The organism is Sphingomonas sp., from assembly GCF_031380695.1.
GTDB lineage: Bacteria > Pseudomonadota > Alphaproteobacteria > Sphingomonadales > Sphingomonadaceae > Sphingomicrobium.
Genome location: NZ_JANMWY010000337.1, coordinates 1 through 11,701, shown reverse-complemented (window position 1 = coordinate 11,701; position 11,701 = coordinate 1). Strand labels below are relative to the sequence as shown.

Sequence of the window (11,701 nt, the reverse complement as noted above, 5' to 3'; positions counted from 1 at the left end):
TCGACCCCGATCGTCCGCGCGCTGCCCTCGTCCTTTTCGTCGACCAGCACCGTCACCGCTCCCTCGCCGACGATCGGGTGATAGAGCTGCGAAATCTGATAGCCCTGCGGCAAATCGGCGTAGAAGTAATTCTTGCGGTCGAACCGCGACCAATTGTTGATCTGCGCGCCGATCGCCATGCCGGTGCGCACCGCCTGGCGGATGCACTCGCGGTTCGGCACCGGCAGCATCCCCGGCATCGCCGCGTCGACCAGGCTGACCTGCGTGTTCGGCTCGGCCCCGAAGGCGGTGGCGGCGCCCGAGAACAGCTTGGCGTTGGACACGATCTGGGCGTGGACCTCGAGGCCGATCACGACCTCCCACTCGCCGGTGTCGCCGTGGATGCGATAGGGGGCGTTCACGCGCTGCGCTCCTGTGGAAGCATTAGGAAATTTCCGCCGCGACCGAAACGGGCGAAATTGTCGGCCTCGCGATACTTCCAATCGCTCATCATGCGCAGGAATAACTCGCGATTGGCGGTCGAGACCTCGACGAACAGCGATGGCCGGCAACGAGCGATCGTCTTCGCCAGCCCTTCGAGGACAGCAATTTCATGGCCTTCGGTGTCGATCTTGATAAAACTGACTGTTCGATCCGATAGTAGATCGTCGCCGCGTTCGATGACGATCGGCTGCGTCCCGCGCGCGCTGTCAATCCGCGCCGCACCCAGATTATGCTCGGTCAACACCAGCGCGCCGACGCCCGCCTCCGCACCCAGCGCGACCGGCTTCACCTCGACCCGCTCGGCGAGACTGTTGAGACGCAAATTGATGTCCAGCAGCCGCCGCGCGACCGGATTCGGCTCGAACGCCACCATCCGCGTCGCGGGCGAGCCCAGCGCGAGATAGACCAGATGATTGCCGACGTTGGCGCCGACGTCGACATAGTCGCCCCCGCCCAGATGGGCGGCGATGACTTCCAGTTCGCGGGGCTCGTAAAAATGACCGGCGAGGTGATGGCGCTGGATCTCGTCGCGCGGGTCGGCAACGAAGAAATGTCCGGTGCGGCCTGCCTCGGCGACGTCAATCACCATGCCGCGGGTGGCGGCGGGATCGTCCTGCGACCAGCTCAGATAGAGACCGCTCATCGTGCTCGACGGGGATGACAAGCGCCCCACGTCGAGACCGGCGCGGCGCAGCGCCCGCCTGCCCCCGAGCAGGACATTCTTGAGCAGTCTTACCACCACCGCTCCGCCTTCGCGGTAAACCCCGCCCGCTCCTCGATCGCCAGCGCTGCGTTCAGCACGCCTTGCTCATCCAGTTCGCGCCCGATTAGATGTAGCCCCAGCGGCAGGCCCTGCGCATCGAGCCCGCCTGGGACCGACATCGCCGGCAGTCCCGCGAGGCTCGCCGGGACCGCGAACACGTCGTTGAGGTACATCGCCAGCGGGTCGCTCATCTTCTCCTGCAGCCCGAACGCCGCCGATGGCGCGGTCGGGGTGAGGATGAAGTCGCAGCGCTCGAACGCCTGCGTAAAATCGCGCTTGATCAGCGTCCGCACCTTCTGCGCCTTGGTGAAATAGGCGTCGTAGAAGCCCGCCGACAGCACATAGGTGCCGATCATGATGCGGCGCTTGACCTCGGCCCCAAAGCCAGCGGCGCGGGTCGCGGCGTAGAGGCCGTCAAGCCCGCCCTCGCCCGTCTCGCGCAATCCATAGCGGATGCCGTCATAGCGGGCGAGGTTCGACGAGGCTTCGGCCGGGGCGATGATGTAATAGGTCGGCAGCGCATGGGCGGTGTGCGGCAGCGAGATTTCGACCGGCTCGGCACCCGCATCGCGCAGCCACTCGACGCCCTTGTCCCACAGGACATCGATCTCGGCGGGGACGCCATCGATGCGATATTCCTTAGGAATACCGACGCGCTTGCCCCTAAGATTGCTCGATAGTCCCTCTTCCCATTTAGGCACGGGTAGGTCGAGCGAGGTCGAATCCTTCTTGTCATACCCGCTCATTACCTCGAGCAGGATCGCGCAATCGCGGACCGTCTTCGCCATCGGCCCGGCCTGGTCGAGCGACGAGGCAAAGGCGACGACGCCCCAGCGCGAGCAGCGCCCATAGGTCGGCTTGATCCCGCAAATGCCGGTGAAGGCGGCGGGCTGGCGGATCGATCCGCCGGTGTCGGTGCCGGTCGCCCCCGCCGCCAGACCCGCCGCGACCGCTGCCGCCGACCCGCCCGAACTTCCGCCCGGAGTGAGTGCAGCGTTTCCGCCGTCGTTGCGCTTCCACGGCGAGATCACCGGGCCGAACGCGCTGGTCTCGTTCGACGAGCCCATCGCGAACTCGTCCATGTTGAGCTTGCCGAGCATACCCGCACCGGCCGCCTTGAGCTTGCCCGAGACGGTCGATTCATATTGCGGCTTGAAGCCCTTGAGGATGGCCGACCCGGCGGTCGTCTCGATCCCTTCGGTCGCAAACAAATCCTTGATCCCCAGCGGGATACCGGAAAGTGCTCCCGGCGCGTCTCCGCTCGCCCGCGCCTGGTCGGCGGCATCGGCGGCGGCGAGCGCAAGGTCGGGGGTCGCCACCGTATAGGCGTTGAGCGGGCGACCAGCCTCGACCGCCAGATTGTAGGCGGTCGCGAGTTCGCGCGCGGATAACGCCCTCGACGCGAGTCCTTGTCGCAGTTCGGCGATGGTCTTGGCGGTCAGCTCGCTCACTATTCGATCACCTTCGGCACGGCGAAGAACCCGTGCTGCGCGTCGGGGGCATTGGCCAGCACCTTGTCGCGAACATTGCCGTCGTCGATGACGTCGTCGCGCAGCCGCTGCTTCAGTTCGATGACTGCGGTCAGCGGCTCGACCCCCTCGGTATCGACCGCCGACAATTGCTCAACCCAGCCGAGGATCTGGTTGAGTTCGGGCACCAGCGCGTCGATCTGCGCGTCGCTGGTGGCGATGCGGGCAAGCCTGGCGATGTGGCGGACGGTAGCGCGATCAACGGACATAGCGGCCGCGCCTAACAGCGCCACCGAAGCCGGGCAAGCGCTTGCCGGGCTTGTCTCCCTCCCCTAACGCGCGCCGCCATGTGTGCGCGCCGGTTCCTTTTGCTGATCTTCTGGTTGATCATTCTAGCTGTGGCGGCGGGGTTCGCCATCTATCAGTATGGCGGCCGGGTGCTGACCAGCGCGACAACGCCAACCGGCCACTTCGCCGCCCCAGCCGTTTCGACCGGCCCCGATTACAAGCTCGATTCGAGCTGGTTGGCGAAGCCGGGGCTGAAAGACGATCCGTCAAGATGGCGCCCGACCGGTGAAACGCCCGTCGAGCCGGAGCCGTTCTTGCGAATCGAAGTCGCCACCTTCTACCTCCACCCGACCACCTATCTCGCCCGGGACAAGTGGAACGCGGAGATCGATGAGCCCGGCGATCCGTTCTTGCGTGACCGTTTGTTCGTGCAGAGCCAAGCTGGCGTCTTCAACCATGTCTCGACCATTTGGGCGCCGCGCTATCGCCAGGCGGCATTTGGGGCGTTCCTCCTTCACAACGACGACGCGAACAAGGCGCTCGACCTCGGCTATCGCGACGTGCTTGCGGCGTTCGACGTCTTTCTGGCCGCCCAGCCCCACAAGACTCCGATCATCCTGGCGGGCCACAGCCAAGGCGCGCTGCATTTGTCGCGGCTGCTGGTCGATCGGCGCGACGCACTGAAAGGGCGGCTGGTCGCCGCTTACGTCGTCGGCTGGCCGCTGTCGGCGAAAGCGGACCTGCCGGCGATGGGGCTTCCGCCTTGCACAACGCCCGACGAAACCGGGTGCATCCTCTCGTGGATGAGCTTCGGCGAGCCGGCCAACGCATCGATGATCCTCGACAACTGGGTCGGGACCAAGGGAGCGAACGGATCGGTGCGAGCACGAGGCGACGTCGTCTGCGTCAATCCGCTTACCGGCACGCACAACGGCGCGGCGATCGCGGACAGGAACGGCGGCACGTTGGTCCCGACCGCAGATTTCTCGACCGCAACCCTAATCCCCAAGGCCGTCGGCGCGCGGTGCGAGCAGGGGCTACTCGAAATTAGCGGCGCGATACCCCCGCTCGGCCCCTACGTCCTCCCGGGCAATAACTATCACGTATATGACTATGCGCTGTTCTGGTCGGCCATAAGAAACGATGCCGACACCCGCACCAGGGCCTGGCATTGAGCCATTCGCTGGCTCAATTCGCTGCGTCTCTCGCGCATGGCGGCAAGCTCGCCGGGCTCGACGTCGGCACCAAGACCATCGGCATCGCGCTGTGCGATGCTAGCTGGAGTTTCGCCGGCCCGGCCGAAACCATCGCCCGGACAAAATTCTCCATCGACCTCACCCTGCTACGCCAGTTCGTCGCGAAACACGCCGTTGTCGGCCTGGTCGTCGGCCTCCCGCTCAACCTCGACGGCAGCGATTCGCCGCGCACGCAGTCGGTGCGCGCCTTTGCCCGCAACCTCGTGCCCCTCGCCCTGCCGCTGCTGCTGTGGGACGAGCGCTGGTCGACGCAGGCGGTCGAGCGGGCGATGATCGCCGCCGATGTGTCGCGGGCCAAACGTGCGCTCGCGGTGGACAAGCTGGCGGCGGCCCATATTCTCCAGGGCGCGATCGACGCTCTGGCCAATCTGCCCCGCGACGATTAGGGCGCGCCTTCATGCACCTTCTCTCGATCGACAGCCTCAGCGACGCACAGGTCGCGCTGATTCTCGACGAGGGCGCGCGCTGGTTCGAGTATAACCGCCAGCCGCGTCGCAACTCGAAGCGGCTCGACGGGCTGACCGTCATCAACGCTTTTTTCGAGAACAGCACCCGCACGCTTCTGTCATTCGAAATCGCCGCCAAGCGCCTCGGCGCGCAGGTCGTGGTGATGCAGGTCGAACGATCGAGCATCAAGAAGGGCGAGACGCTGGAGGATACCGCGCGCACGCTCAACGCGATGCGGCCCGATGCCCTGGTGATACGCCACGGCACTAGCGGCGCGCCAGGAACGGTCGCGGCGCTGATGGACTGCCCGGTGATCAACGGCGGCGACGGCATCGGCGAGCATCCAACGCAGGCGCTGCTCGACGCGGCGACGATCCGCCACCGCTTCGGCCATGTCGCGGGGCTGAGGATCGCGATCTGCGGCGACCTCAAGCACAGCCGGGTGGCGCGCTCGAACATCAAGCTGCTGCGGCGACTGGGTGCCGACCTGCGTCTCGCCGGACCGCCGTCGCTGATGCCCGACGACCTGCCCGCGTGCGACATCGACCAAGCGGTCGACGGTGCCGAGGTGGTCATGATGCTCCGCGTCCAGCGCGAGCGAATGACCGAGGATCTAGGCGACGCGCCGGGGGAATATCTCGACCGCTATGGGCTCACGGCTGCGCGGCTGGCAAAGGCGACCCCGCACGCGGCGATCATGCACCCTGGCCCGATCAATCGCGGGGTCGAGATCGAGGGCGACCTGGCCGACGATCCGGCGCGATCGCTGATCATCCTTCAGGTCGAAATGGGCGTGGCGGTGCGAATGGCCTGCCTCGACCTCCTCACCGCTGAACGGGTCGCTTGATGCGTGAGACGGCACCGGCCCGCGCCCCCCCCCGGCCTCCCAAAGCATAAACTGATTGGGAGGGTCAGGTGGGGGCGCGGGCCGGTGCCGCGCTTCGCCACAAATTAAAGCGAGGCGATCCGAACCGGAGCGTCGCCCGCGACGTTGCGAACGAAGCAGGCCCCACCGGCACGCTTGAGCGAACCGCATAGCGACTGGGCTTGCTGGGCACTGCCGAAGCCATGCACCGACAGGCGATAAACCGTGCCGCGCTCGCCATCGAAGCGAGCCGCGACCGGCGCATAGCCGCGCAGCGTACCGAACTTATGCGAAACCCGGCTCCACGCGGCAGCGACCGAGGCGCGCGACGAGTAGGCGCCGAGCTGGACGACCGAGCTACCGCGCGCCGGGCTCTTGGCAGCAGCGTAGCGATAGAGGGTGCGGGCATCAGCCATCACCGAAGCACGCGGCGACAGCGACGGTCGCGGCGCAGCGGCATGGCGAACGGGCTTGGCGGCGACGCGCTCGACGATCAGCGGCGTCGCCGGATTGGCGTCAGCCAGCATGACCGGAGCCGGAGCAGCGATCTCGGGCGTCGCGACGATCGCCGGCGCGGGAGCGACTTCGGCGACTTCGGTCGGTGCCGCCTCGGCGACTGGCACCAGCGGCGCGGCGGCGGCGAGGCGCGACTTGGCATCGCGCAGCGCGAGGCGCACCGGCTGGCCTGGATCCAGCGCAATCGGCGTGATCCCCATCAGCGAAGCGATCTGGTCCGACGCACGAGCGGGCTTGGCGAGCTGCATCCACTGCTGGATGCGCGCATCGAGCTGATCGGCTGGCACGTCCTGTGCCGCAACCGAGCGGGCAGCAACCCAGTCACCGGAGAAGGCGAGCGCAAGCGCCAGGTTCTGGCGGACGCGCGAGTCGGCGCCGACCTGCTGCGCGGCGGTCTGAAGATAATCGGCCGCCTGCTGGGGACGACCGGCCAGCGCCAGCGCCAAGCCGTAATCCGACGGGTCGAGCACGTCCCTGGCGGCGTCGAGGAAGGCGATCGCCTGGCCGTTCTTGCCTTGTGCGACGCTGACCAACGCCATTTTCAGCACGACCTGCGGCTGGTTCGACAGCAAAGTGAGCGAGTCGCGATAGGCCGCTTCGGCCGAGGCGAAGCGCCCGGCGGCGAAGTAGCAATTGCCGAGCAGGCCGCGGAAGCCGGCATCGTTGGGGCTGGCGGCGACGGCGCGTTCGGCCAGCGCAACCGCTTCGGTCAGCTTGTTGTCGCCTAGCGCAAGCTGAGCACGGGTGGCGAGGCCGATATTTTCGTTATCGACCTTGCCGCCGAAGATGGAGGCGCTTTTGGGCTGGTGCGATGCGGCACAGCCGCCCAGAGTTGCGGCCAGCGCGAGTGCGCCAATCGCGGTGCCGAAGCGAAGTGCGTTGTTCATCGAACGAGCCTCCCGTTTTTATCTTCTAGTTCAGCTTGCAGGACGTCGGCGCGTTGGCCGCCATCCCATCGAGTTCGGGCATGCTCTTGAGCAGCCGGTCGAGCGCGTCGGTCACCAGCATTTGCGCCGATCGATTGGTCACCGCGCAGGCCAGGCGAAGCTTGAGGTGGCGAGCAGGATCGAGCCGCAACGTGAACGCCGCCTTGGCTTTGCTCCCGGGCGCCGCGCGCTGCGTTGTCTTGCGCGCTGTGCGCTGGGCTTCACGGGCCACCGGAGCGGCAATCCTCGGCCGGATCTCGTCCGCGCCATTGAATGGCTCGGCGGTCGAGTCATACTCGTCTTCCTTGCCGGCCTCCAGGTCATAGCCGGCGAAGCGCTCGGCCAGCTCGGCCTGCTGGTCATGGACCGGCGACGGCGTGGCAAACGGGGTAAGCCCGGCCAGCGAATGGCGCGCGCCAGACTCGCCGGTCTCGTCACCGAATGCGTCATGGTCCTCGTCACGGACGGCGGACAGCACCGGTTTGGGCGGTTCGAAGCCCATGTCGTTCCAGCCGAGATCCTCGAGCGTCGCGCCGATCTGGCCGAAGCCTTGCGGGCGCATCGCGGGGCGCGCCGCGCCCTTGCGAGCGAGGAGTCCCGAGGAGAGTGATGCAAAAGTCTTGGGCTCGCCCACGTCGATACTCCTTACTGGCCGACAACGCGGCGGCCAAAGCCACCCATCGGCCTAGGCGTCGCAGCCGCAGCAGCATTGGCATTCGCGCCAGGGGCGGAAAAGACTGTGCGGCGGAAGTTCTTTTCGAGGCGGTCGGAAATATATTCCCACAACTCGACCACTTCCTTGGCGGAGCGGCCCTTGGGATCGACTTCCATCACCGTTCGGCCGTCGATCATTGACGCGGCGAAATCGGTGCGGTGGTGGAGGGTGACGGGTGCTACGGTGCCGTGCTGCGACAGCGCGACGGCGGCTTCGTAGGTAATCTTGGCTTTCGGCGTCGCGCCGTTGACGACGAAGATCAGCGGCTTGCCGGCGCGGTCGCACAAATCGACGGTGGCCCCGACGGCGCGCAGATCGTGCGGGCTGGGCCGAGTCGGCACGACGATCAATTCCGAGACGGCGATGACCGACTGGATCGCCATGGTGATCGCCGGCGGTGTATCGATCACCGCCAGGCGGAAACCCTGCTGACGCAGGACCTCAAGGTCCGACTGCAGCCGGGCGACGGTGGTCTGCGCGAAGGCCGGCATTTCGGCCTCCCGCTCGTTCCACCAGTCGGCGAGCGACCCTTGGGGATCGATGTCGATCAGGCAGACCGGACCGGCTCCTGCCAGTTGCGCCTGCACCGCGAGGTGACCCGACAGGGTGGTCTTACCCGATCCCCCCTTCTGCGATGCCATTGCCAGAACGCGCATTCTATTCCCCTCGCCCAAATGACGGTTCGAGAGGCAAGTGACCCCAAAGCTCCTAAAGTCTGGTTAACGTCGTTCCGACTGTATTGCATGAGGCGCTCGCTCCGTTATGGATCGCTGGCAAGTCTCGGGAGCGCCAAAATGCGGGTCGGTTGGGTGGTTGCGGTCGCGCTGCTGATGAGCGCGCCGGTCGCGGCACAAAGCGTCAAGGCGGGGATCGATGCCTATGCCAAGGGCGATTACGCTGGCGCACTGGCAGTCTGGCGGCCGCTTGCCGAAAAAGGCGACGCCGACGCCATGTTCAACCTTGGCCAGGCCTATCGGCTGGGCAAGGGCGTTGCGATCGATCTTGGCGAGGCGTCGAGCTGGTATAATCGCGCCGCCACGGCGGGGCATGTCGATGCGCAAACCCAGCTGGGGATACTTTATTTCCAGAACGGCAATCAGCTTTCGGGTCTGCGCTGGCTGAAACAGGCGGCCGATGCCGGCGAGCCGCGCGCGCAATTGCTTTACGGCACGGCGCTGTTCAACGGCGACGGGCTGATGCGGCGCGATCCGGAACTTGCCTATCGCTACGTCTTGAAATCGGCGGCGCAGGGGCTGGCTTCGGCGGCGACGACGCTGGCCGAGATGGAGGCTGCGATGCCGGCCGACATGCGCCGGCGGGTCGGCGCGGGCATGGGGAGTGGCGCGGCCGCGATGCCGGTGAAGAAGATGGCCGCTGAGCCCAAACCCGCCACGCCGCCGAAGCAAGTCACCAGGACGCCATCACCGCTGCGGCAGGCCAGCACCGCCGGTGCCTCGACCCGGCCGTTCATCGGGTCGTTGTCGGTGCCCCGGGCGGTGACCGGCGGCTGGCGCGTCCAGCTCGGTGCCTTCGGGCAGCGCAGTGCGGCCGACGCCCTGTTCCGCAAGCTCGCCGCCGGTCCGCTGGCGGGCAAGCAGGCCTATGCGATCCCGGTTGGCGCGATGACTCGCCTGCAGGCCGGCCCCTACCCCAGCCGCGCCGCCGCCAGCGCCGCCTGCGCCATACTCAGCGCGCGCGGTCAGCCCTGCTTCGCGATCGCCGCCCGCTAGACCTCGATCCACTCGGCGCGGGGAATGCCCTGCGCCCACAGCAACGCGTCGAGTCCGTGGTAATCGACGCGCGCATCGGCGACCTCTGCAAGCGCCGGCTTGGCGCGATATGCGATCCCCCACCCCGCCGCCTCGACCATCGCCTTGTCGTTGGCACCGTCGCCCAGGGCCATCGTCGCGTTGCGTGCGATGCCGAGTGTCGCGCAGGCCTCGATCAAGGTCGCGCGCTTGACCGAAGCGTCGACGATTGCGCCATCGACCGTACCGACCAGCTTGCCGTCGCGTACCGCCAGCACGTTGGCGCGAACTTGGTTGAAGCCAAGCATCTTGCCCACCGGTTCTGCGAACGCGGTGAAGCCGCCCGACACCAGCAGGCACCGCGCGCCATGCGCCCGCATCGTCGCGATCAATGTCGCCGCGCCCGGATTGGGCCGCACCCGCTCGGCCAGGCATAGCGCGATGACCGCCTCGTCGAGCCCGGCGAGCAGCGCCACCCGCTCGCGCAAGGCGCCCGCGAAATCGAGTTCGCCCTGCATCGCCCGCTCGGTGATCGCGGCGACCTGGGGCTTGACCCCGGCATAGTCGGCCAATTCGTCGATACATTCCTGCCCGATCATGGTCGAATCCATATCGGCGACCAGCAGCAGGCGGCGGCGCGGACCGGGGGTGATCGGCAGGAGGTCGACGCTTTCCCAGCCGTCCACTGCCGGCACCTTTCCGTCGAACTGCAGGTCGAGTGCGCTGCCCGGATCGACCCACGCGCCACGCCTTGCGCCAAAGTGCGCGCACGCCGCTTCGGCCAGCCTGTCATCGAGCCGTCCGGCTGCTATCAGCGTTGCGATGGTCAATCCGCTTCCTCCCGTCGCGCTCATTGCCGGTCCGACCGCCAGCGGCAAGTCCGCTCTGGCAATCGCGCTGGCCGAGCGGACCAATGGCGTGATCGTCAACGCCGACAGCGCGCAATTGTACCGCGACCTCGACATCGTCAGCGCGCGGCCGTCGGCGGCTGAGGTGGGGCGCGCCGAGCACCGGCTTTATGGCGTACGCGATGGGGCAGATCCCTGCTCGGCGGCGGCGTGGGCGGTGCTGGCGCGCGGCGAGATATCGGCGATCCATGCCGAGAAGCGCGTGCCGATATTGGTCGGCGGGACCGGTCTCTATATGCGCACGCTGATCGACGGCATTGCGCCGATCCCGCCGATTGATCCCGCCATTCGCGACGAAGTGCGGGCCGCCCCGGTCGAGGCAAATTACGCGGTGCTCGAAGCACTCGACTCCGAGGCCGCCACCCGCCTGCGCCCGACCGACACGACCCGCATCGCCCGTGCGCTGGAGGTGGTCCGATCGACCGGGCGAGCGATCGGCGCGTGGCAGGCAGAGCTCAGCGGCGGGATCGGCGGCGAGATTGCGCTTCGCCCGCTCATCCTGCTGCCGCCGCGCGACTGGCTCTACGCTCGCTGCGATGCGCGGTTCACGGCGATGCTCGATCAGGGCGCGGCGGCGGAAGTCGCGGCTTTGCTCGTCCGCAACCTCAACCCGGCGCTGCCGGTGATGCGGGCGATCGGAGTGGCGGAGATCGCCGCGATGCTGCGCGGCGAGGCGACGTGCGCCGAGACGCTGGCCGCCGGTGCCCAGGCGACGCGGCGCTATGCCAAGCGCCAATATACCTGGTTCGCCAACCAGTCGCCGGTGGAGTGGGTGCGGTTCCGGGACGTGCCGTCCCTCGAAACCCTCGCCGAATTTCCGTTGTTGCGGTAACGCCAAGCAATGGACCTCCTCCGCGATCCCGACATCGACCCCGCGCCGCTCGCCGGAAAGCGCGTCGCCATCCTTGGTTATGGCAATCAGGGGCGGGCGCAGGCGCTGAACCTGAAGGATAGCGGGGTCGACGTCGTCGTCGGCCTGCGCGCCGGTTCGACAAGCGAAGCGCGGGTCGCCGCCGATGGCCTGGCCGCTTTGCCGCTCGCCGACGTCGTCGCCAGCGCCAACCTCACCATGTTCCTCGCCCCCGACGAGACGATCGCCGCGCTGTATCGCGAGGTCGAACCGGCCCTTCGCCACGGCGCGGCGATCGGGTTCAGCCATGGCCTCGCGATCCGCTTCGGCTTCGTCATTCCGCGCCCCGACCTCGACGTCGTCATGGTCGCGCCCAAGGGGCCGGGGACCGCGCTGCGCTCGCTCTATGCCGAGGGCAAGGGCATGGTCGCGCTGTGGGCGGTGGCGCAGGATGCCAGCGGCGGCGC

The 11,701-nt window shown here is 67.4% G+C and carries 12 protein-coding genes and 2 pseudogenes; 6 read left to right on the top strand and 8 right to left on the bottom strand.

All coding sequences use genetic code 11. From position 1 onward, the window contains the following. The 4 genes and pseudogenes from gatB to gatC form a co-directional block, all read right to left on the bottom strand. Positions 1 to 401: pseudogene (gene gatB / locus RMN84_RS12195) on the bottom strand (Asp-tRNA(Asn)/Glu-tRNA(Gln) amidotransferase GatCAB subunit B); the annotation flags it as partial. Beyond that, positions 398 to 1,222, bottom strand: a complete 825-nt coding sequence (locus RMN84_RS12190) for an FkbM family methyltransferase (RefSeq protein WP_309612435.1) — start codon at positions 1,220 to 1,222, stop codon at positions 398 to 400. The pseudogene gatB and the gene RMN84_RS12190, both read right to left, overlap by 4 nt. Continuing rightward, positions 1,216 to 2,697: an Asp-tRNA(Asn)/Glu-tRNA(Gln) amidotransferase subunit GatA gene (gene gatA, locus RMN84_RS12185; RefSeq protein ID WP_309612434.1), complete on the bottom strand. Its 1,482-nt coding sequence runs from the start codon at positions 2,695 to 2,697 to the stop codon at positions 1,216 to 1,218. Before gatA ends, RMN84_RS12190 begins: the two co-directional genes overlap by 7 nt. Then, positions 2,697 to 2,984, bottom strand: coding sequence for an Asp-tRNA(Asn)/Glu-tRNA(Gln) amidotransferase subunit GatC (gene gatC / locus RMN84_RS12180; RefSeq protein ID WP_309612433.1), 288 nt, complete (start codon positions 2,982 to 2,984; stop codon positions 2,697 to 2,699). Before gatC ends, gatA begins: the two co-directional genes overlap by 1 nt. A 78-nt stretch (positions 2,985 to 3,062) precedes the next feature. Between gatC and RMN84_RS12175 the strand changes: the two genes are divergently transcribed. From RMN84_RS12175 to RMN84_RS12165, 3 genes are read left to right on the top strand one after another with little or no spacing between them, the layout of a single operon-like run. Next, the gene (locus RMN84_RS12175; RefSeq protein WP_309612432.1) at positions 3,063 to 4,178 is read left to right on the top strand and encodes a DUF3089 domain-containing protein; all 1,116 of its coding nucleotides are present in this window, start codon (positions 3,063 to 3,065) and stop codon (positions 4,176 to 4,178) included. Continuing rightward, positions 4,175 to 4,645, top strand: coding sequence for a Holliday junction resolvase RuvX (gene ruvX / locus RMN84_RS12170; RefSeq protein WP_309612431.1), 471 nt, complete (start codon positions 4,175 to 4,177; stop codon positions 4,643 to 4,645). Before RMN84_RS12175 ends, ruvX begins: the two co-directional genes overlap by 4 nt. A gap of 11 nt (positions 4,646 to 4,656) precedes the next feature. Then, positions 4,657 to 5,553, top strand: a complete 897-nt coding sequence (locus RMN84_RS12165; protein WP_309612430.1) for an aspartate carbamoyltransferase catalytic subunit — start codon at positions 4,657 to 4,659, stop codon at positions 5,551 to 5,553. Between the two features lie 104 nt (positions 5,554 to 5,657). Here the strand turns inward: RMN84_RS12165 and RMN84_RS12160 are convergent, their stop codons facing one another. The 3 genes from RMN84_RS12160 to RMN84_RS12150 are packed head-to-tail and all read right to left on the bottom strand — an operon-like array spanning position 5,658 to position 8,384. Beyond that, positions 5,658 to 6,974 carry a tetratricopeptide repeat protein gene (locus RMN84_RS12160; protein ID WP_309612429.1) on the bottom strand — a complete coding sequence of 439 codons (1,317 nt, stop codon included), beginning with the start codon at positions 6,972 to 6,974 and terminating at the stop codon, positions 5,658 to 5,660. Positions 6,975 to 6,999: 25 nt separating this feature from the next. Further along, a complete protein-coding gene (locus RMN84_RS12155; RefSeq protein ID WP_309612428.1) occupies positions 7,000 to 7,647 on the bottom strand; it encodes a hypothetical protein in 648 nt (215 codons plus the stop codon). A gap of 11 nt (positions 7,648 to 7,658) precedes the next feature. Beyond that, complete coding sequence (locus tag RMN84_RS12150) at positions 7,659 to 8,384, bottom strand: ParA family protein (RefSeq protein WP_309612427.1); 726 nt, start codon at positions 8,382 to 8,384, stop codon at positions 7,659 to 7,661. Between the two features lie 138 nt (positions 8,385 to 8,522). Here RMN84_RS12150 and RMN84_RS12145 point away from each other — a divergent pair, with 138 nt between their 5' ends. Then, positions 8,523 to 9,458 carry an SPOR domain-containing protein gene (locus RMN84_RS12145; RefSeq protein WP_309612426.1) on the top strand — a complete coding sequence of 312 codons (936 nt, stop codon included), beginning with the start codon at positions 8,523 to 8,525 and terminating at the stop codon, positions 9,456 to 9,458. Here RMN84_RS12145 and serB read toward each other — a convergent pair. After that, positions 9,455 to 10,306, bottom strand: a complete 852-nt coding sequence (gene serB, locus RMN84_RS12140; protein WP_309612425.1) for a phosphoserine phosphatase SerB — start codon at positions 10,304 to 10,306, stop codon at positions 9,455 to 9,457. The two genes, RMN84_RS12145 and serB, sit on opposite strands and share 4 nt — an antisense overlap. Between serB and miaA the strand changes: the two genes are divergently transcribed. Together miaA and RMN84_RS12130 are read left to right on the top strand one after the other, a co-directional pair. Further along, the gene (miaA, locus tag RMN84_RS12135; protein WP_309612424.1) at positions 10,299 to 11,216 is read left to right on the top strand and encodes a tRNA (adenosine(37)-N6)-dimethylallyltransferase MiaA; all 918 of its coding nucleotides are present in this window, start codon (positions 10,299 to 10,301) and stop codon (positions 11,214 to 11,216) included. The two genes, serB and miaA, sit on opposite strands and share 8 nt — an antisense overlap. Before the next feature lie 9 nt (positions 11,217 to 11,225). Continuing rightward, positions 11,226 to 11,701, top strand: a pseudogene (locus tag RMN84_RS12130) (ketol-acid reductoisomerase); the annotation flags it as partial.

Bases quoted from the DNA above. Each gene is read 5' to 3' on its own strand.
- RMN84_RS12150 (WP_309612427.1), bottom strand. From the start codon at position 8,384: ATGCGCGTTCTGGCAATGGCATCGCAGAAGGGGGGATCGGGTAAGACC.
- miaA (WP_309612424.1), top strand. From the start codon at position 10,299: ATGGTCAATCCGCTTCCTCCCGTCGCGCTCATTGCCGGTCCGACCGCC.
- RMN84_RS12145 (WP_309612426.1), top strand. From the start codon at position 8,523: ATGCGGGTCGGTTGGGTGGTTGCGGTCGCGCTGCTGATGAGCGCGCCG.
- gatC (WP_309612433.1), bottom strand. From the start codon at position 2,984: ATGTCCGTTGATCGCGCTACCGTCCGCCACATCGCCAGGCTTGCCCGC.
- RMN84_RS12160 (WP_309612429.1), bottom strand. From the start codon at position 6,974: ATGAACAACGCACTTCGCTTCGGCACCGCGATTGGCGCACTCGCGCTG.
- RMN84_RS12175 (WP_309612432.1), top strand. From the start codon at position 3,063: ATGTGTGCGCGCCGGTTCCTTTTGCTGATCTTCTGGTTGATCATTCTA.
- RMN84_RS12165 (WP_309612430.1), top strand. From the start codon at position 4,657: ATGCACCTTCTCTCGATCGACAGCCTCAGCGACGCACAGGTCGCGCTG.